At 44.1% G+C, this 18,913-nt stretch carries 21 protein-coding genes; 9 read left to right on the forward strand and 12 right to left on the reverse strand.

Annotated features, from left to right (window positions below; genetic code table 11):
• Positions 1 to 53: 53 nt before the first annotated feature.
• Positions 54 to 761, reverse strand: a complete 708-nt coding sequence (locus PSE7429_RS13125) for a M15 family metallopeptidase (RefSeq protein ID WP_009627701.1) — start codon at positions 759 to 761, stop codon at positions 54 to 56.
• A gap of 183 nt (positions 762 to 944) precedes the next feature.
• Here PSE7429_RS13125 and murA point away from each other — a divergent pair, with 183 nt between their 5' ends.
• Together murA and folK are read left to right on the forward strand one after the other, a co-directional pair.
• Entirely contained in the window at positions 945 to 2,324 is a 1,380-nt protein-coding gene (murA, locus tag PSE7429_RS13130; RefSeq protein ID WP_009627702.1) for a UDP-N-acetylglucosamine 1-carboxyvinyltransferase, read from the forward strand.
• A gap of 52 nt (positions 2,325 to 2,376) precedes the next feature.
• Positions 2,377 to 2,913, forward strand: coding sequence for a 2-amino-4-hydroxy-6-hydroxymethyldihydropteridine diphosphokinase (gene folK / locus PSE7429_RS13135; RefSeq protein WP_009627703.1), 537 nt, complete (start codon positions 2,377 to 2,379; stop codon positions 2,911 to 2,913).
• 169 nt (positions 2,914 to 3,082) lie between these two features.
• Here the strand turns inward: folK and PSE7429_RS23710 are convergent, their stop codons facing one another.
• The 4 genes from PSE7429_RS23710 to PSE7429_RS13155 form a co-directional block, all read right to left on the reverse strand.
• Entirely contained in the window at positions 3,083 to 4,039 is a 957-nt protein-coding gene (locus tag PSE7429_RS23710; protein WP_009627704.1) for a hypothetical protein, read from the reverse strand.
• Positions 4,040 to 4,445: 406 nt separating this feature from the next.
• The gene (gene petM, locus PSE7429_RS13145) at positions 4,446 to 4,556 is read right to left on the reverse strand and encodes a cytochrome b6-f complex subunit PetM (RefSeq protein ID WP_009627705.1); all 111 of its coding nucleotides are present in this window, start codon (positions 4,554 to 4,556) and stop codon (positions 4,446 to 4,448) included.
• 48 nt (positions 4,557 to 4,604) lie between these two features.
• Positions 4,605 to 5,276 (reverse strand): hypothetical protein, encoded by a 672-nt coding sequence (locus PSE7429_RS13150; protein WP_009627706.1) that lies wholly within the window; start codon positions 5,274 to 5,276, stop codon positions 4,605 to 4,607.
• Between the two features lie 161 nt (positions 5,277 to 5,437).
• Complete coding sequence (locus PSE7429_RS13155; RefSeq protein WP_009627707.1) at positions 5,438 to 5,740, reverse strand: hypothetical protein; 303 nt, start codon at positions 5,738 to 5,740, stop codon at positions 5,438 to 5,440.
• A 605-nt stretch (positions 5,741 to 6,345) separates the two neighbouring features.
• Between PSE7429_RS13155 and menB the strand changes: the two genes are divergently transcribed.
• The gene (gene menB, locus PSE7429_RS13160; RefSeq protein WP_009627709.1) at positions 6,346 to 7,176 is read left to right on the forward strand and encodes a 1,4-dihydroxy-2-naphthoyl-CoA synthase; all 831 of its coding nucleotides are present in this window, start codon (positions 6,346 to 6,348) and stop codon (positions 7,174 to 7,176) included.
• 154 nt (positions 7,177 to 7,330) lie between these two features.
• Here menB and PSE7429_RS13165 read toward each other — a convergent pair whose 3' ends face one another.
• The 3 genes from PSE7429_RS13165 to PSE7429_RS13175 all read right to left on the reverse strand — a co-directional run bounded on the left by PSE7429_RS13165 (position 7,331) and on the right by PSE7429_RS13175 (position 9,806).
• Complete coding sequence (locus tag PSE7429_RS13165; protein WP_009627710.1) at positions 7,331 to 8,515, reverse strand: DUF129 domain-containing protein; 1,185 nt, start codon at positions 8,513 to 8,515, stop codon at positions 7,331 to 7,333.
• Positions 8,516 to 8,534: 19 nt separating this feature from the next.
• Positions 8,535 to 9,329: a tryptophan synthase subunit alpha gene (trpA, locus tag PSE7429_RS13170; protein ID WP_009627711.1), complete on the reverse strand. Its 795-nt coding sequence runs from the start codon at positions 9,327 to 9,329 to the stop codon at positions 8,535 to 8,537.
• A gap of 252 nt (positions 9,330 to 9,581) precedes the next feature.
• On the reverse strand, positions 9,582 to 9,806 hold the full coding sequence (locus PSE7429_RS13175) for a hypothetical protein (protein WP_009627712.1): 225 nt from the start codon (positions 9,804 to 9,806) through the stop codon (positions 9,582 to 9,584).
• Between the two features lie 274 nt (positions 9,807 to 10,080).
• Between PSE7429_RS13175 and PSE7429_RS13180 the strand changes: the two genes are divergently transcribed.
• Positions 10,081 to 10,656: a slr1658 superfamily regulator gene (locus tag PSE7429_RS13180; protein ID WP_009627713.1), complete on the forward strand. Its 576-nt coding sequence runs from the start codon at positions 10,081 to 10,083 to the stop codon at positions 10,654 to 10,656.
• A 99-nt stretch (positions 10,657 to 10,755) separates the two neighbouring features.
• Positions 10,756 to 11,100: a slr1659 superfamily regulator gene (locus PSE7429_RS13185; RefSeq protein WP_009627714.1), complete on the forward strand. Its 345-nt coding sequence runs from the start codon at positions 10,756 to 10,758 to the stop codon at positions 11,098 to 11,100.
• On the opposite strand, the gene PSE7429_RS13190 is transcribed toward PSE7429_RS13185, so the two are convergent.
• Positions 11,101 to 11,601 (reverse strand): hypothetical protein, encoded by a 501-nt coding sequence (locus PSE7429_RS13190; RefSeq protein WP_009627715.1) that lies wholly within the window; start codon positions 11,599 to 11,601, stop codon positions 11,101 to 11,103.
• 382 nt (positions 11,602 to 11,983) lie between these two features.
• Between PSE7429_RS13190 and PSE7429_RS13195 the strand changes: the two genes are divergently transcribed.
• Positions 11,984 to 13,093, forward strand: a complete 1,110-nt coding sequence (locus PSE7429_RS13195) for a CobW family GTP-binding protein (RefSeq protein WP_009627716.1) — start codon at positions 11,984 to 11,986, stop codon at positions 13,091 to 13,093.
• 28 nt (positions 13,094 to 13,121) lie between these two features.
• Positions 13,122 to 13,862 carry a Uma2 family endonuclease gene (locus PSE7429_RS13200; protein WP_009627717.1) on the forward strand — a complete coding sequence of 247 codons (741 nt, stop codon included), beginning with the start codon at positions 13,122 to 13,124 and terminating at the stop codon, positions 13,860 to 13,862.
• Positions 13,863 to 13,946: 84 nt separating this feature from the next.
• On the opposite strand, the gene trxA is transcribed toward PSE7429_RS13200, so the two are convergent.
• Complete coding sequence (trxA, locus tag PSE7429_RS13205) at positions 13,947 to 14,264, reverse strand: thioredoxin (RefSeq protein WP_009627718.1); 318 nt, start codon at positions 14,262 to 14,264, stop codon at positions 13,947 to 13,949.
• A 265-nt stretch (positions 14,265 to 14,529) separates the two neighbouring features.
• On the opposite strand from trxA, the gene efp reads away from it, so the two are divergent.
• Both efp and accB read left to right on the forward strand, forming a co-directional pair.
• Positions 14,530 to 15,090 (forward strand): elongation factor P, encoded by a 561-nt coding sequence (gene efp / locus PSE7429_RS13210; protein WP_009627719.1) that lies wholly within the window; start codon positions 14,530 to 14,532, stop codon positions 15,088 to 15,090.
• A complete protein-coding gene (gene accB / locus PSE7429_RS13215) occupies positions 15,091 to 15,579 on the forward strand; it encodes an acetyl-CoA carboxylase biotin carboxyl carrier protein (RefSeq protein ID WP_009627720.1) in 489 nt (162 codons plus the stop codon).
• 646 nt (positions 15,580 to 16,225) lie between these two features.
• Here the strand turns inward: accB and menD are convergent.
• Positions 16,226 to 18,028 (reverse strand): 2-succinyl-5-enolpyruvyl-6-hydroxy-3-cyclohexene-1-carboxylic-acid synthase, encoded by a 1,803-nt coding sequence (gene menD, locus PSE7429_RS13220; protein WP_009627721.1) that lies wholly within the window; start codon positions 18,026 to 18,028, stop codon positions 16,226 to 16,228.
• Positions 18,025 to 18,639: a nucleoside triphosphate pyrophosphatase gene (locus PSE7429_RS13225; protein ID WP_009627722.1), complete on the reverse strand. Its 615-nt coding sequence runs from the start codon at positions 18,637 to 18,639 to the stop codon at positions 18,025 to 18,027. Before PSE7429_RS13225 ends, menD begins: the two co-directional genes overlap by 4 nt.
• Positions 18,640 to 18,913 lie beyond the last annotated feature (274 nt).

The raw sequence follows: 18,913 nt of genomic DNA on the forward strand, positions 1-18,913 counted from the left end.
GTAACGCCCGCTACGCGGGCGTTACTCGCTTCTGGGTTTAGTTTTTTGGTGAACTATTTAACTCCTCCATACATCGCTGAGTTCTCATTACTAATCCATGCCCACAGTTGATCGCCATAGGAAAAATGCCACCATTCATTGGGATGCCTTTGGAATCCGCTATGGGTCATCACTTGGTTTAACAATTGCCGATCGCGATGAAATTCCCTCTCCTTAATGTCTAGGGAATCGGCAAAGTAATCAGGCAAAGAGCGATCGCTAATTTCGTCAATTGGCGAACCCATATTTATTTCTTGTATAGAGTCCTCGCCTTGGGAGGGTGCTCTATACAGGGTTACATCGATCGCGGCTCCCGTGCTATGAGGAGGAGGGGTTTTCGGATCGTCACTCGGAATAGCCCAAAATTTGATCACTTCCATCATTAGTGATTCTTTTTGCTCTTTCGTCAGATTTTCTATGGATAAGCCCTTACTTTCAGCCAGTTGCGTGAAACTATAATCCACCATAAATTGTTGAACGGGAATGGGGCGATAGGCATCAAAAACCGCAATTTGCCAGTTTGGGCGCAGGGTCTGTAAATAAGCTTGAGATTTTTGCAATTTTTCTAAGATCCCCTGCCGTATAAAAAAAGGAGAGCGATCGCCATAGGGAGCGCCTAACGCCATATAAGGATGGGGAGCGATCCTACAAATATCGCTAGTGATTGCCACAAGTTGCTCGCCACATTCTGAGATCGGGATAATTTGATAGGGTTTGGACATAATAGGGCGCGATCGCTAATAATGAGTAAATACACCTACTGTACAAAAGTTAACAGTTTTTCGGATATACTCCGCTAAACTCTTAGCCACGTTAATCTCTGATGTGAGGAGGATAAGGCGATCGTTTCTACCACCAATGCCACTAGTGCAAATAATAGTGCAAATAATTTACAATCACAGCCTATGCAATCGACGACGGATCTCGGCAAAGCTTCGCAAATCCCTGAGCCAACTGAACTAACTACGCTCGAATCTTCGCAAATGCCCCAAATTGAACCCAGCACTCCTGTCCTCCGCATCATCGGAAAAGCGCCCTTATCTGGTCATGTTCCCATTAGCGGAGCCAAAAATTCGATTCTTGCCCTCATGGCTGGCACGCTCTTATCCTCCGAGGGTTGCCGCATTCGGAATGTGCCCTATCTCGCAGATGTGCAGAGTATGTGTGACATCCTTGAAGCCCTTGGGGTTAAAATTTCCCGCAATGGAGAAGTGCTCGATCTCGATACCAGTAATCTGAGTAGAAATTCCGCCCCCTATGAGTTGGTCAGCAAAATGAGAGCCAGCTTTTTTGCGCTAGGTTCACTGTTGGCAAGAATGGGCTCAGCAAAAATGCCTTTACCTGGAGGCTGTGCGATCGGAGCGCGTCCCGTCGAGCTACATGTACGGGGTTTACAAGCTTTAGGAGCATTTGTACAGATTGAACATGGTATTGTTCATGCCCACTGTATGAGTAGTAATGGGCGCTTGCAAGGGGCAAAGATTTACCTCGATTATCCAAGTGTGGGCGCAACCGAAACCCTGATGATGGCGGCAACCTTAGCAGAGGGTGAGACCATTATTGAAAATGCTGCACTCGAACCTGAAGTAGTTGACCTTGCCGATCTCTGTATTGCTATGGGGGCAAAAATTCGAGGGGCTGGCACGAGTACGATCGTTATCAATGGGGTCGATAAGCTGCATTTTGCTGATTTTACGGCAATTCCTGATCGCGTTGAGGCAGCTACTTTTATGGTTGCCGCTGCAATTACGCGTTCTACCTTATCGCTATCGCCTGTGATTCCTGCCCATCTGACTGCTGCAATTTCCAAATTGCAAGATATGGGTGTCACTGTGCGCCAAGACTCTGACAATATGATCACTGTCATTGGTGGCGATCGCTATCGAGCCGTAGACATCGAGACCCTGCCCTATCCTGGATTTCCCACCGATATGCAAGCACAGTTTATGGCTTTACTGACCATTTGCGAGGGTAATGGTGTGGTTACGGAAACGGTCTTTGAAAATCGTCTTCAGCATGTTGCCGAGTTAAATCGTATGGGGGCAAACATTCGCCTCAAAAATAATGTAGCGGTAGTCACGGGAGTACCCCAATTATCGGGCGCTCCTGTAATGGCAACGGATTTGCGCGCCTCGGCTGCCTTGGTAATTGCAGGGCTAGCTGCGGATGGAGAAACGACGGTAATGGGCTTACACCACCTCGATCGCGGTTATGATCGCATTGAAGAAAAACTGCGTAATGTGGGAGCAAAGCTCTATCGCACGAGTGAAGTGGTTCCCGTATAATTCCATAAAGGCGCTGCAATGCAGCGTCTTTGTTGTTATTAATTAAAAATTCATGACTGAGCTTTGCGCGATCGCCCTAGGTAGTAATCTAAGCAGTACGATAGGTGACCCCGAGAAAATTGTCCAAGCTGCGATCGCGCAACTCTCAACCCTTCCAGAAATCGAGGTGGTGAGGGTTTCCCGTTGGTATCGGACTAAGGCGATCGTTTTACCCAATGCAGATCCCCAGCCAGACTATATCAATGGTTGTGCGGTTTTAAGAACGAGTTTACCCCCCCTGCAACTTTTACAAGCCCTTTTCTATACCGAACAAATCTTTGGGCGCGAGCGGCGAGAACGTTGGGGCGCAAGAACCTTAGATCTCGATTTGTTGCTTTATGGTGATCGCGTCTTAGATAAGCCAGAGCTAGTTTTACCCCATCCACGCATGGGCGATCGCGCTTTCGTTTTACTGCCCCTTGCCGAAATTGCCGCCGATTGGATACATCCGATATATCAAATGCCGATCAGTGAGCTTGCTAAAAATCCCCCCGATATAGACTTAAGTCATCCGATCGCGATTGATACGGAAGTTTTAGCCTTAAGCTGATTTATTTTTTAGAGCATGGTTGAGAAGTCATGCAAAGTTAAGAAATGGCTACGCCATTTCTTAACTTGATAAATTAAAAAAACAAAACCTGTAGCGCACGCGCAGCGTGCGCTACAGGTTTTGTTTTTTTTAATTCACAAAAGAGTTGTCACACTTTTGTGAATTGGTATCAGAGAGGCACAGAGATACCAGTACAAAGACTAGTGAGCCAATTTCGCGAAATTTCCCTCAGGGCAAAATCACGCCCGAGTTCGCCACCTGCGATCGCGTATTTCAGGGCAAAATCTAGATTAGCGCCATACTTATCTCTTACCATCGATTTCAATTTTTTCAGATCAAAGACAGGAATCCTAAAATCAGCAGGAAGGGAACCTAATTTATATAAATCAGCGATCGCCATCAATTTGTAGGGGGCAGAATCGAGCATTACTTTTGTGTTGTCTTGGCGATCGCGAATCATAAAAGTCACCAACGGGATTCCCTTAAATCCTTTGGCAAGGATCTCTTCTTTATAGCCCTTTGCTAATGACTCTAGATTTACGTTTTGATCGTTCTTCTTAATTGGTTGAGTAAAAGCATCGAAGAACAATTCAGGGGAAAACCAATAAGCCGCTGCGAGCATTTTGTTGACCGTAGTAACTGCATGTAATTTTTCCTCTTCCGAAAAATTGCGATCGCCATCAACCTGAAAATTTTCCCAAGCAAACTCGCACCAATCGGCGGTCACTAGTTCACCTAACCCTAAATCAAAATCAAAAGCAAGAGTTTTTTTGTCTGCGATCGCCTCAGTGACTTCAGTTGCTTCAGTGACTATTTCAGAGACATTAGAGTCCAAATTTGCAACTACAGCTTCGATTGTTGCCTCAATGGGTTTACTACGTTTAGAAGACGCTGTTTTCTTTTTGGTTTGCCATTCAATAAATAGCTCGTCATGTAAAACCTTGTCTACCCTTGCTGCACTGTAAAGCTTAACGGGTTTAGTACTTTTTGATTTAGGGTTAGGCTGATTCGCATCACATTCCCCTAAAAATTTTTCGATCGCAGACTCGGTAAAACCATGCAACTTTTTTAGATCGCTAACGGATAAAAATTCTCCTGTTGCGGAGAGATCGATAGTCTGAGTCATTGTGCGCCTGCAATGTTTAATATAATGTGATCGGAATTTTATATTTAATTGCGCCTAGCTACTTAATGTGAGTTCGGGATAATTTGAAACGGGCTTTGAGAAAGGGTTTGCGTAGCAAACCCTTTCTCAAAGCCCAAAAGTAAAAGCCTTGCGTAGCAAGGCTTTTACTTTTGGGCTTTTAAAACTTGCCAGCTTAAACCGAACTCACGTTACTTATAGCGCAATGCGCTCAAACCCAAACCAAGGAAATTTTTGAAAGCGTTGCAAAGCAACGCTTTCAAAAATTTCCTTGTGGTTCGTTTGATCGATAATTGCTGTAAGAGATTTTTATTAAAAAAGACAAAAGCGGCGCTTAGCACCGCTTTTGTCTCACTTCTATAAAAAAGACAACGAAAAAAGATAACAATTAAGCTTCTTCTTGTTCTTCGCCCTGTAGCTTTAGTAAAAAGTATCCAAAGGCAATACCGACGGGAATCAATACCATCGATAGGATCATTGCATTTGCTAGTTCTCCCATAATTTTCTCCAAATAATCTAAATAATATTTTTTGTATTGTTAAGAATTTTACAATGACTCTGTAACCACCTCCACATCGATCGCATCCTCATATTCTTCGTGATGGCTCTCATCCCGAGCATCAGGAGATGTATAGGAGCTGGCGGCATTTTGATAAGAGCGTTTAATTTCTTCTTCATCTAGCCAGATCGGGCGCACCTCATAATGCACTCGCAAGTTAGGCGGCGCACTGCGTTCAGCTTCACGGACAAAGCGATTTGCTTCCCATTCTGCCTGAAATGTATTAAGCAGTTTTAAGGTTTTTACCCGTTGACGTTCTAAATAAGTCCAGACTTCCCAAGCGTTATATTCAGGTTCTTTGGGCTTTTCGATAACTTCCTCTGATACTTCATGGCGATCGCTAGCTGCTGACGCTTGAGGGTTGTCCCTAAGATCATTCAAAGGAATATCCGCGCCATTTTCCTTATCGGCTGATTCGGAAGGAGATGGGTCTAAGTTTTCCGCCGTCCTTGACTGAGCTTCACGATGATCACCCGATGGCTCTGGGGATTGAGGGACTGACCGCTCGACATTATCAAGATCCTGCGATCGTGACAGGCTTTTGATTTCTTTAGCGCGAATTTTTTTGACTGAAGAGGGATCGGCGATCGCCTTTACCTCGATCGCTGTCTGCGATTGATCGACCCATCCTTTAAAAATTACTTCTTCGCCATTGATCATTAGGCGATCGCCCACCTCTAAAGCAAAGCCTGCTAAAGAGTTAAATAATGGTTTGGCATTAGCGAAAGAACTAACCCCACTAGCAGGTGCTTGACTGCGGCGATCTGCACGATCTTCTTGAGGGACATAATTATTTGCCTGACTGGATTTCCCTTGGTCAATCAGGCTTTGGACTCCCCCAACTGTGTCCTCAATTCACTAATTTGAGAATACAAAGGCGCTAAACTACTTTCCACATAGGTTAGCAGTTCGGGATGCAAGGTAAATGGGGCTGTTTCTGACTCTACGACCGATTGCTCTGGCTCTGGTGATGGCTCTGCGGCTGGGACAAATTCGCGACTTACGACAGCTAAGATCCAATCAGCGATCGCCTGTTGTTTTGCATCAGCTTGAGATTTGATTTGGCTTAATAAAGGCAGGGGAAAACGAAGATTTACCTGTTTTGTCCTGTGGGGAGTTGCCATTATTTGCCCTTACTTAAAAAATTTGAGACTTCAATTATAGCAATCGTCTATACAATCGTCATGGTAAAACCCATAATAAGGAAAGACATCACGGTTAAAGTAATGTCTCTCCCTTAGTTTCATATAGCTTCATAGAAATTTCGAGTGCCCATGTCTACTTAAATTGCAAAGGAGATTTCCCCAACGAAAGCATTACCATTACCCACAAAGCTAAGCTAGAGCAGGCAAAAGCAGAAATAACTCCTAAGAAAAAGCTATTCCATACAATAATCATTACGATCTTCTCCTGAAATCAATCCTAGCTATGATGTATACATGTATAGCTTAATACTTTATTTCCTGTATACATGATCGCTGACAAAATTTAACAGCACCGCTTCGACTCTAAGTAATCCCAATTCAAAAAATGGCAACGCCATTTTTTGAATCTCAAAACCTTAGGGACTTGCGATTTAATGAAGCACCAAATATAAAACCAGAATCGTTGGGGCGGCGGAGCCACCCCAACGATTCTGACCAAAGCTGAAAATGGCGTAGCCATTTTCAGCTTTGGTATAAGATAACTTTTGATAAGATGAATCCCTGTACTTTTTTCTTCCAAAACCATGACCGACTGGCAACTCGCCGCCGAATTTGAAGACATTCTCTATCACAAAGCTGATGGGATCGCCAAAATTACGATCAATCGTCCCCATGTGCGTAATGCTTTTCGCCCTAAAACGATCGTGGAAATGATCGCCGCCTTTGCCGATGCTAGAGAAGATATTGAGATTGGCGTAGTTTTGCTGACAGGAGCAGGACCTGCCCCTGACGGTAAATATGCCTTTTGTGCGGGGGGAGATCAAAAAGTGCGCGGTGATGGTGGCTATATTTCCGAGTCTGGCGTGCCGCGTTTGAACGTACTCGACCTGCAACGACTCATTCGCACGATGCCTCAACCCGTTATTGCTCTAGTTGCTGGCTATGCGATCGGCGGCGGTCATGTACTACATGTCGTTTGCGATCTCACGATCGCCGCTGATAATGCTATTTTTGGTCAAACGGGACCAATGGTAGGCAGCTTTGATGGTGGTTTTGGCGCATCTTATCTAGCCAGACTAGTCGGTCAGAAAAAAGCACGAGAAATTTGGTACCTCTGCCGCCAATACGATGCCCAAGAAGCCCTAGAAATGGGTTTAGTCAATAAGGTTGTACCCATCGAAAAATTGGAAGCTGAAGGCATCCAATGGGCTCAAGAAATTTTAGATAAGAGTCCTCTGGCGATTCGTTGTCTCAAGTCTGCATTTAATGCCGATTGTGACGGACAAGCGGGAATTCAGGAGTTGGCGGGGAATGCCACCCTGTTGTTTTATATGACTCAAGAGGCTCAGGAGGGTAAACAGGCTTTTCTAGAAAAGCGCAAACCCAATTTTCGCCAGTATCCTAAACTGCCATAAATACAAATAAAAAAAGCGGTGCTCTGCACCGCTTTTTTTATTTGTATTTATAATACCAAAGCTCAAAATGGCGTAGCCATTTCTTAACTTGAAAACCCTTACTAGGTTTCGTTTTTAATTCACGAAAGTGTGACAACACTTTCGTGAATTGGTATTAGGTAGGCGTATTGGGGCGAATTAAAACTATTGGTGTTTGTTCAGCAGCATTACCCGCAGGGTTCATTAATAGAGCTTGATTGAGCAAGTTTTCAGATACGCCTGACGTAGAAGCTAAGACCTTAACCCGCCGTAGATCGTTTACATCCACGATCGCTGCTTCTAGTCCCGTACCAGCTTTAATTTCATCGACTACTGCTTGAGGATTTTTAGGTCCTAAGACAATAAATTGATCGTAGGGGGGCAAAGTACCAGTCACATCATCAATCAATCGCGCCTGCTCGCCCGCAAGCATATAAAACACTCCAGGTACGCGAAATATTGCCTTAGCCAGCGAACCGACTACAAAGGCAAAGGCAACGCGCCATGCACCCGACTCATTGATTAAGGATTGCAAACCACAGGCTGTGGCAAGGCTAGAGGTACTTTTAAAGTAATAACAAAGGCGCTTGGCTAACCATTGAGGCTTGATATCGCTGGGATGATAGAAATTACCCTGCATAATCGCGATCGGGGTTTCAGCGATCGTCACAATATCTCCAGCTTGGGCATGGCTAATCACATACCTTTGCATGACTTCTACAGGGTTATCTCCAGCAGAAAGAATATGAGTACGAATTGGCAATACATCCGCATCGGGGGTTGGTCGCCAGCGCTCCCTTTGATTTGCATCGGGAAACTGTAGGGGGATAATGCAGTGTTTAATTTTTTCTTCGCGTCCCGCTGGTCCATAGATGGTGTAGCAAACGCGTACCCATGCAGTTTTCAGTTCTTCGAGATTCTTGCCGCTCAGGTCGATCTGAATCTCCACTCCCGTACTCTGGTTGGGATTGACAATATAGGACTCCCAATAATTATCATTACGACTGCCCGTATTGGGATGGCGCGATCGCAGTTGTACCTTACTATGGATTTCGTCGAGATTATCGCTGGATAGCAGAGACAGTATAGGATTTACTTCTACCAGAAATACATCAAGATTACGGGTGTGATTGGTCGCAGTTAGAAGTAATTCCAAACGATAATGCTCTGGCTCATAGGTCAGAAATTGCCAAACCCCGCTGTCAAACTCTAGCAAATTGCCTTGGCGAGTTTTGTATTGCCATTCAAACAAAAGCCATAGAAAGAGGACAAAGCCACCTAAGCCCGCGATCGCAATGCCCACACCGATCAAAATATTCATAAGCCTTAATCTCTAACTCCTAATCTCTACTGATAGATTGTTTAAGAGTTTTGCAAAGTTCCGCGATCGCATGGAGTCCGCCATCAGGCTCAGCCAACTTCTTCACCATCGCGCTACCCACGATCGCTCCATCCGCATTCCAATCAATGACTTGCTTAGCATGTTCGGGCTGGGAGATTCCAAAGCCAACGGCGATCGGTTTGTCCGTAATTACTCTGAGTTGCTCGATCATTGTCTTGACCCCCTTAGCAACCTCGGTACGAACTCCTGTGACCCCCGTGGCACTCACCACATAAATAAAGCCCTGTGACTTTTCGGCGATCGCTGCACAGCGATCGGGAGGACTAGTCGGAGCAATCAATAAAATCACCTCGATACCTGCTTTTTGGGCTGGCTCCAGCAAAACATGGGATTCTTCAAGCGGCAGATCGGGAACGACTAACCCTCGGACTCCAGCCTCATAGATCGTTTGTAAAAATTTTTCCACCCCAATATTTAAAATCGGGTTGTAATAGGTAAATAAAATAATGGGCGATCGGAGTTCGGGCGCAACCGTCCTGACCACATCCAAAACCTTTTCAAGGGTTGTCCCTTTTTGCAAAGCCCTAGTTGCCGCTGCCTGAATTACGGGACCATCTGCTAGGGGATCGGAATAGGGCACCCCCAACTCAATCATGTCCGCGCCGTTCCGATCCAAAACCCGCAAAGCCTTGGCTGTGGTCTCTAAATTAGGATCGCCAGCCGTAATGAATGGAATCAGCGCGGCTTGACCTTTAGCTCGCAGTTCTTCAAATCGAGCGGAAACGGATATCATGACGTAAAAATTCCCACAAAAGTAGTCCCGTATTATACTACCGCCTCATGGCTACATCGATAAACTTTTAAAAGCCTTGCTTTGCAAGGCTTTTAAAAGTTTATCGAATATCATCAATAGCACCATCTTCATGTCATCTTGTCCTGCTAAGTAGCTGGGCATAATTAAAATCCAGATTAAAAACCTGTGGCGCAAGCGCAGCTTGCACCACAGGTTTTTGGGTTTTATATTTAATTGCGCCTAGCTACTTATCTAAAGCGGTTGACATTTTCCCGCACGGATGAGCCCGATCCGTTTAGCGATCGCTTCACCTTGAGAGGCAAACCCGCCCCAAGTTTCAACAGAATTAGCAATACTTTCCTTATTGTCAGCCTTAATAATTTCACATATACCTGTATCACGTTTACAGATAAACCACTGCTCGACTGAGCGATCGCCGCGATCGCGAATATCATTTTGAGCGCTTTGGTCAGACATTTAGTTTTATCGTTAGACAGTTAGTTTTGCAATTTTATAACAACGTAAGGTTAAACCCCTAAGGATGAGTGGCGGCGCTTCGCGCCGCCACTCATCCTTAGGGGTTTGATAAGAGCTTACCGCCTGTGTTTTTAATTATGCCTTAGCTCCTTATGAGGTTGCATCGTGTCCCTAAACATAGTAAAAGAGAGCATAGGTTTATTAAGGCTTTGTCAAATATGCAAACTCTTGAAAGAGCCGAACAACTATAAAAGCAGTAAAAGTGGCGTTAATTATGGCGCAAATATTTGGAGAATTTACAGAAGACTTTTCGGAAAGAAGCGAATTTTTAGTTCTGGGATTTTCGCCATCCTCATTGCCAATTCAGCTACGATGGAAGACAAATGGGCTTTCGGCTGACTTTTTGGGAGATTATGTTAAGAATTTTTTTCCAGGTGATACTAGTGCAGCCTTAAATAAACAAACAGAAATTCGTTCTGCCGTTAGTTTTGTTGCCAACGAATTGCTGGAAAATGCAATGAAGTATAGCGATAAAACTGCGGGGCAACCCGTTAATCTAGAAGTCCATTTGTTTAGCGATCGCCTCATATTTTTATCCAAAAACTCCGTTCACCAAGATGCGATCGCCAACTTCCAATCTTACCTACAAGAACTCACCACTAGTGACATTGGTGAAATGTACATCAATCAAGTCGAAAAAAGCGTTGATAACGATAATGACGCAAGTTCAGGGCTTGGGTATTTGACAATGATCATGGACTATGAAGCAGTTTTAGGATGGAAGTTTGAACAGTCTCCAAATAACATAGATATAGTTATGGTCACTACAATGATACAGTTACCAATTTAGCCATATCTTCAGCGCATAAACTAGGAAGTTTTTTTAGGAATTTTTTTAGAAAAGATTAATTGGATTTTTGTATTAGGAAGTATTAGGAGAAGAGAAAGAATGGAAGTGAAAGGAGACGATTATCGCGTTTGGTATGAGCCCTCAGAAATGGCTATCTATTGTCAAGGTTCGTTACGTTTAGCGGGTACGGAGGAATATGCACCAATCGTTCAGATTTTAGAAAAATCACTGGAAGAACCTCCAAAAAAAATCAAACTAAATCTTTGTCAATTAGAATTCCTAAATAGTTCAGGTATTAATATTTTATCTAAGTTTGTGATCAAGGTTCGGCAAAAAGAAACTATTAGTATCATCGTTCAAGGCTCTGAAGTCATACCTTGGCAAGGAAAATCCCTCAAAAATCTGCAAAGATTAATGCCATCACTAAAACTTGAATGGATTTAGCTAGCTTGCCCTTTTGGAAATTTTTCGGGTGATTTCACCAGCGATTTCATGGCGAATAATATCCAAAAGATTACTGATTGCTGGTGGAGAGAGATAGCCCGTATCTACCTCACGCCCCGAGACTTTCGACAAGAAAGCCAAAATTTGCTTAGGCAACATCAATGTCAGTCCATTTTTTAGGTGTAGTTCCAATTTATTAACGCCAGTGACCAAAGGATAACTACTGTACTGACTCAAACCATTAACCATCTGACCACCAACATCAAAGTAGCTTAACTGTACATATCGATAGTTAGGTGCAGGGTTGCTGTAGCCATAGGCCTCTTGCTTGAGCAATTCATGCAGATCGTCGTACTTATTAGCCTCAGCAAACAATAAACATTTCTCTAGCGATCGCGTTAGGGGCAATTTATGACTAGATTCCTCTAATTCAAGGCGAACTTCTAAGGATGCGAGAATATCTTCAATACAAGGAACAATACGAGATTCTGAAACTGACATGGCAATCCGTGCTAACTATAGCTATAGCTCATTAAAGTTAGAATATAAAACTCTGAAAGTAAATGTCAAAATTATGACCTTGCGCTTTTGGATTGCACTTTTGGATTGCACTTTTGGATTATGCTTTTGGATTGCGCTTTTGCATTGTATAGCTGTCGCCAAGTGTACTAGGACATAAACCCCAAGAATTGATTGGCGGCGCGAAGCGCCACCAATCAATTCTTGGGGTTTGATTTGTCCTCAGTCAGGTGACTGTAGTTATATAACAACCGCAAAGATGGGTGGCGACGCTTCGCGTCGCTACTCATCTTTGCGGTTCTAAGGACATAACTACTGGGAAAGGCTATAAAATGGTGGTTACAGTTATTTCTATGCAAAGTCCATGCCCACTTCCGCCGATCGCATTACTACACAAGAAGTTGCACCAGAGGCTATTGATGTGGATATCCCCAAACGGGGAATGCCAGTTACAATCATCACAGGTTTTTTAGGAAGTGGTAAGACCACTTTGCTCAACCACATTTTACAAAACCAACAGGATTTAAAGGTTGCGGTTTTAGTAAATGAATTTGGGGATATCAATATCGATAGCCAGTTGCTGATCTCAGTTGATGAGAACATGATGGAACTGAGCAATGGTTGTATTTGCTGCACCATTAATGATGGGCTGGTTGATGCTGTTTACAAAGTTCTCGAAAGAGGAGATCGCATTGACTACATGATCGTCGAAACTACAGGCGTTGCCGATCCCTTACCAATTGCCTTAACCTTCTTGGGGACGGAGTTACAACACTTAACTCGCCTCGATTCGATCTTGACTGTAGTTGATTCTGAAGCATTTACCGCTGAGCATTTCAATAGTGATGCAGCCTACTCCCAAATTATGTATGGCGACATCATTATTTTGAATAAAACCGATCTAGTTTCCGAAACAAAGCTGCAAGATCTTGAAACTTACATCAATCAAACTAAGACTAAAGCAAGAATTTTGCGATCGCAATTAGGAGTTGTGCCCCTGCCATTAATTCTTGACATCGAGATTGACCAATCAGCGATCGCCTCGACGCAACAGGCTAGCCACGATCGCAGCCATCACGATCACGCCCATCACGATCATGGCGATGCTCACACCCATGAACATTGCCACGATCCCGAATGTAATCACGAGCATCATCACCATGAACATCATCACCATTCCGATCACCTAGAAAATGATGGGTTTATTTCGATCTCATTTCAAAGCGATCGCCCGTTCGATCTGGATAAGTTTCAAAACTTCCTTGATAAAAAACTACCCATAGATGTATTTCGAGCCAAAGGCATCTTAAATTTTGCCAATATTGACAATCGCTATGTATTTCAGCTTAGCGGTAAACGTTATGAACTCAAAACCGATGATCGTGGTAAATCTATAAATAACCAGCTAGTGATCATTGGACGCAATTTACACCGTGAAGAACTGCTAGCAGATCTAGGAAATTGCCTCGTCTAATTAAGTCCTTATCGCCAGAGGTCAAGTTATGGTCATTCCAGTTAATGCGATCGCCACCAAACCCCCAATTAATTGGGAACCACTACCCGCAGACTATGTTTTACCAGACGATCCCGTGGAAAACGAACAACAACCATTATTAGCGGCGGCTCTTACCGAGGCGCTAGTTGCCGCCAATCTAATTGGGGCTAATGCTCTTATAGTCTCTAACTTTGGCTTAGTAGCCACAGTCAACAAACAAATTGTGGTCAAAGCTCCAGATTGGCTATATGTTCCTCATGTTTATCCCAGTGATGAAGGCGTAATTCGCCGCAGCTATACGCCATACCGTGAAGGTAGTGCTGTCAGTATTGTTATGGAGTTTTTATCTGATACTGATGGCGGCGAGTTTTCAGTGCGCTCCACGCCACCCTACGGCAAGCTTTATTTCTATGAGCAGATTTTGCAGGTTCCTGTCTATGTCACCTACGATCCCTATGTCCAAAATCTTGAAGTAAGAGTTTTACAAAATGGCTATTATGTGATTCAACCCAAGGATGAGCATGGTCGCGTATGGATAGCCGAGTTAAATTTGTTTCTTGGCGTATGGTCAGGGACAAGAATGCTCACTACCACCTGCTGGCTAAGATGGTGGGACAAAGATAGCAACCTGCTCTTGTGGAATGCTGAAAAAGCTGAGCAAGAACGTATGCGTGCTGAAAGAGAATATCAACGTGCTGAAGCATTGGCTGCAAAGTTACGCGAATTAGGAATCGATCCTAATCTATAAACCTAATCTATAAAAAAGAGTCGGCACTAAGTGCCGACTCTTTTTTATCCCAAATGGCTATACCATTTTTAGCTCTGGGGTAGCTTATAAGTAAGGCCCTATGCGATCGCACAATTGATCGGATTGAATCACCCCCTCGACCCGATCTACGGGTTCGCCATCTTTAAATAAAACTAAAGTTGGTAGAGCAAAAACCCTATATTGAGAGGCTAGATCAGGATAGTTATCAGTATTGATCTTCACAATCTGCACCTTATCTTTCATTTCCTCGCTCACCCTATCCAAAATCCCCGTCATCAATTGGCAAGGACCACACCAAGGCGCGTAAAAATCCACCAAAATAGGTACTTTTGAACTTTCTAGTAATGCATCAAAACTACTAAACTCTTTTTTTACTGACATGGGATGATCGCTCCTCTAAAAACTCAATTCTATAGCAATTTTCTCTACAGCGCTTTGAGCTTGAATAAAACCCAGAGAAATTTTTGGGCATTGCCACTGAGTTTGGTCTTTAATTCACGAGAGTGTGACAAAACTAGCGAACGCAAAACCAGAAGATGAGTAACGGCGCAAAGCGCCGCCACTCATCTTCTGGTTTTTTATTTGTTTTTGTCGCAAAGGTTACATCGCTAGGCTAAAATTACATTTGGCTATTACTCAATCTGCAATGATCTCTAGTAACGATTTTCGACCCGGCGTAACAATTGAACTTGATGGCGAAGTCTGGCGTGTAGTTGAATTCTTACACGTAAAGCCTGGCAAAGGTTCGGCATTTGTACGCACCACGCTAAAAAGCGCCATGACAGGTAAAAACTTAGAAAGAACCTTCAGAGCTGGGGAAATGGTTCCTCAAGCGGTTCTAGAAAAAAGCTCCATGCAGCATACCTATAAAGATGGTGATGATTATGTCTTTATGGATATGCAGAGCTATGAAGAAGCAAATTTGACTACTGCTCAGATCGGCAGCCGTGTCAAATATATCAAGGAAGGCATGGAAGTTAATGTCGTGCGCTGGGGTGAGCGGGTGATTGATGTTGAATTACCTAACACAGTCGTATTAGAGGTTATCGAAACCGATCCTGGGCTAAAAGGTGATACTGCAACTGGCGGCAGCAAAGCCGCTAAGGTAGAAACTGGCGCATCGATCAATGTTCCTTTATTTGTGAATATCGGCGATCGCATTAAAATTGATACTCGTGAAGACACGTATTTGGGGCGTGAAAATTAGGTGGAATTTAGCTTAGAACAAGTACGTGAGCTAGTCACGATTCTAAATAAGACGGATATTACCGAATTAACGCTAGAATCAGGCGATGTTCGTTTGAGTATTCGCAAAAGCGAAACTAGGATGGTAGCTGCACCACAAGTTCCTGCTACCATCACCGCAGCACCAGCGACAACTACGGCGATCGAAAATCCACCGACGAGTCCTGTAGCTCCAACACCTACGATCGCTGATTCTCTTCCTACTAAAAAGCTGATAGAAATAACTTCGCCAATGGTTGGCACGTTCTATCGCTCTCCATCTCCCGATGATGCACCGTTTGTCGAGATTGGCGATACCGTCAAAAAAGGCAGCACTGTCTGTATTATTGAGGCGATGAAGTTGATGAATGAAATCGAATCGGAGTCTTCTGGCAAGATTGTGGAAATTCTCGTAGATAATTCTCAACCAGTTGAATATGGTCAAGTTTTGATGCGTGTAGAAGCGATTTAAACTTAGTCAAAATTGCTCTCATTTCGTAAAACTATAGCGATCGCATAGAAAAGGCTACCTTTGGTAGCCTTTTCTATGTCTTGCATATTTAGGTACAAAAAAACAAAAGATAAGTGGCGGTGCTTCGCACCGCCACTTATCTTTTAGTGGATGGAACGCCATACTCGCAGAATTTTTCGAGTCTAAACTTGAGATTTATAGCTGCCGCCAAGTGTACTACTCCCTTCCCAGTGAATAATTAACGTCAGTTCGGGTTAAGCTGACAAATTTTAAAAACCCAAAAGTAAAAGCCTTGCGTAGCAAGGCTTTTACTTTTGGGTTTTGAGAAAGGGTTTGCTACGCAAACCCTTTCTCAAACCCCGTTTCAAATTATCCTGAATTCACGTAAGTTAAGAAACGGAGTAGCCATTTCTTACAGCGCTTTGCGCTCAAACCCAAACCAAGGAAATTATTGAAAGCGTTGCTTTGTAACGCTTTCAAGGATTTCTTTGTAGTTCGTTTGATCGGTAATTGCTGTTAATTCACAAAAGTGTTGTCACACTTTCGTGAATTGGTATTAAGTAGCCTTAAAACCTAGAAGAGCGTACCGTCCGCTACACGGGCGGTACGCTCTTCTAGGTTTTGGTTTTTAATTATGCCTAGCTACTTAGTGAGGTGGCATAAATTGGCGATCACAACTTTCGATGACCCGATCCCAAATGGCAAAATGGAGTTCTTTATTCCGTTTGCGATCGCTTTTAATCTCTAAAACTTGCGTTCCTTGGCTATTTAAAGAATTAGTTACGGAATTGCGGAAATCTCGCCAATCTCTAATGAGGATATGTTCGCAATCATAGGCGGAGACGATCGGCGCAAAATCGAGCGCATGACTCGTACCGAAGAATTCCTCAAAGGTATTCTCGAATTGAGAAATGGGCAATAGATCGAAAATACCGCCACCATCGTTATTTAAGAGAATCACTGTGAGAGAAATAGGGTATTTTTTGGCGGCGAGCAGTCCATTGAGGTCGTGGTAGAAGGCAAGATCACCACAAATGAGCACCATGGGGCGATCGCATCCCCATGCCGCACCGAGGGCACTCGACAGAGTTCCATCGATGCCATTAGCGCCGCGATTGGCTAGAACCGTAATTGGGCGATCGCTATGGAAAAATGTATCAAGATCGCGGATAGGGGTGCTGCTTGCCACATAAATATAGGTATGCGCGGGAAGAAGTTCGGCAAGTTCCGCATAAACCTTCCCATCGAATAATTCATCAATCGTTACTAGGGATTTATTAATTACATCTTCAGTAATGCTTTCGGCTAATTCAAAATCTAATCGCCATTGCTTGTCTTGCCACATGGGCTGGGCATAGTTCTCTAAGTAATAGGCTAATTGTTCGCAAAAGTTGACGGGATGGACATTGAGCGATTGGGTAATACCATGGGTGGGATCGCTATTGGTGCTACCGACGACGATTTGTTGACAATTAATATGTTTCTGTAACCAGACGAGATAGCTTTTGGAAGTAGGCATTGCGCCAAAGCGAATCACCATTTGCGGAACATGGGTGTTACAGAAGTTTGCCGATCGCAAAAAGCTATCGTAATGTCCGATCTCATTATGACGACTTGCTCCTGTAGCTTCAATCAGTAAGGGATAGCCCGTCGCTCTTGCCAGATGGCGTACAGACTCTAAAAATTCTGGTGGTGAATCGTATACGCCCACGACAAGCACCCCTTTAGGATGGCTGATAATTTGATTGGCAATGGTGGCGATCGCATCCATACCTAACGAACGCATTCCTGTAATCACTTGACTATAGGCTCCGCCCGATGGATTCCCAAAGACCGCTTCGGGACTACTCAGTTCTAGATCGTCGGGTATATCCTCAGGAACGGGAATCGGTGGCATTGGATCGGGAAAAGGAAAATTAAGATGTACCGCCCCTGCGGGATCGTCACCTTTGCCAAGCGCCATACTCACACTACGGCTAACGAGCGATCGCAGGTAACGCAAACGCAACCCAAGAATCTCAGGTGTGCCTACTTCAAAGAAGTAACGCACATATTTCCCATAAATATTAATCTGATCGATCGTTTGTCCCGAACCACAATCGCGCATTTCAGGAGGGCGATCGGCAGTTAAGACGACGAGGGGAATGCGGCTATAATAAGCCTCAATAATGGCAGGATAATAGTTAGCAGCGGCTGTCCCCGAAGTACAAAGAAGAGCTACAGGAGCCCTTTGCACCTTGGCTAAGCCTAGGGCAAAGAAGCTGCTTGATCGCTCGTCAATATGTACCAAAAGCTGCAAGTCGGGAAAGCGATCGCGCATTTCGGCGAAAGCGATTACCAGTGGCGTAGATCGCGATCCTGGAGAAATACATACTGTCCGCACTCCCGACCGATAGAGTTCTTCGGCAACGATGCTTGCCCAGACTGTATTGCGATTGGCGCTATTCATTGGATCGCAGTTCCATTAGTACTAAACCGAATGCTATAGCCTAGCTCCGCTAAAAGTTGTCGTAAAATTGGCAGGCTCAATCCCAACACATTGGTATGACAGCCTTCGATCTTTTCAATAAGCAAGCCCCCCATCTTTTCCATCGTAAAGCATCCTGCGCAGCACAAGGGTTCGCCAGATTCGGCATAGGTCAAAATTTCTGCATCCGTAGCATCCGCAAAATATACTTTAGTCACGCCATAGCGCATTGCCGAACGTTGATTCTTGGCATCAATCAAACAATGCCCCGTATAGAGTTCGCAATAGTTACCCCGCATCTTTTGCCATGTGGCGATCGCGATTTCTTTGGAGTCAGGTTTACCGTAAATCATGCCGTTAAGATACATGATCGAGTCACAGCCCATAATTAGCGCATTCTGTCCCGTAAATTCTGAGGCGATCGCCTTTGCCTTGCACTGTGCTAGGGTCAGCACCAAGGACATCGGATCGCTCACCTGAATCGCATCTTCGTCAAAGTGACTAACTCGGACAATTGGTTTGATACCCGCATTTTCTAAAATGCTCTTGCGAGTAGGAGATGCGGAAGCGAGGACAAAAATGGGATGGGACATAGGAGCTAACAGGGTAAACAAGAAAGAAGTTCGTAATTGGTAATAACTGCTCTCCCCTCTACCCTAGCGTATTTTTAGCACTATTAATAAGCAGCTACTTAAAACCTAGAAGCTCGTACCGCCCGATTAACGGGCGATACAATCTCAGATTTTGATTTTTAATTTTCCGAACAATTTATAGCTCCAAACCCAAGAAGAGAAGGTCGGCGCTTCGCGCCGACCTTCTCTTCTTGGGTTTTATTTTTCCCTAACGCAAGTAGCTTCAAAATCAAAC

Source organism: Pseudanabaena biceps PCC 7429 (genome assembly GCF_000332215.1).
Lineage (GTDB): Bacteria > Cyanobacteriota > Cyanobacteriia > Pseudanabaenales > Pseudanabaenaceae > Pseudanabaena > Pseudanabaena biceps.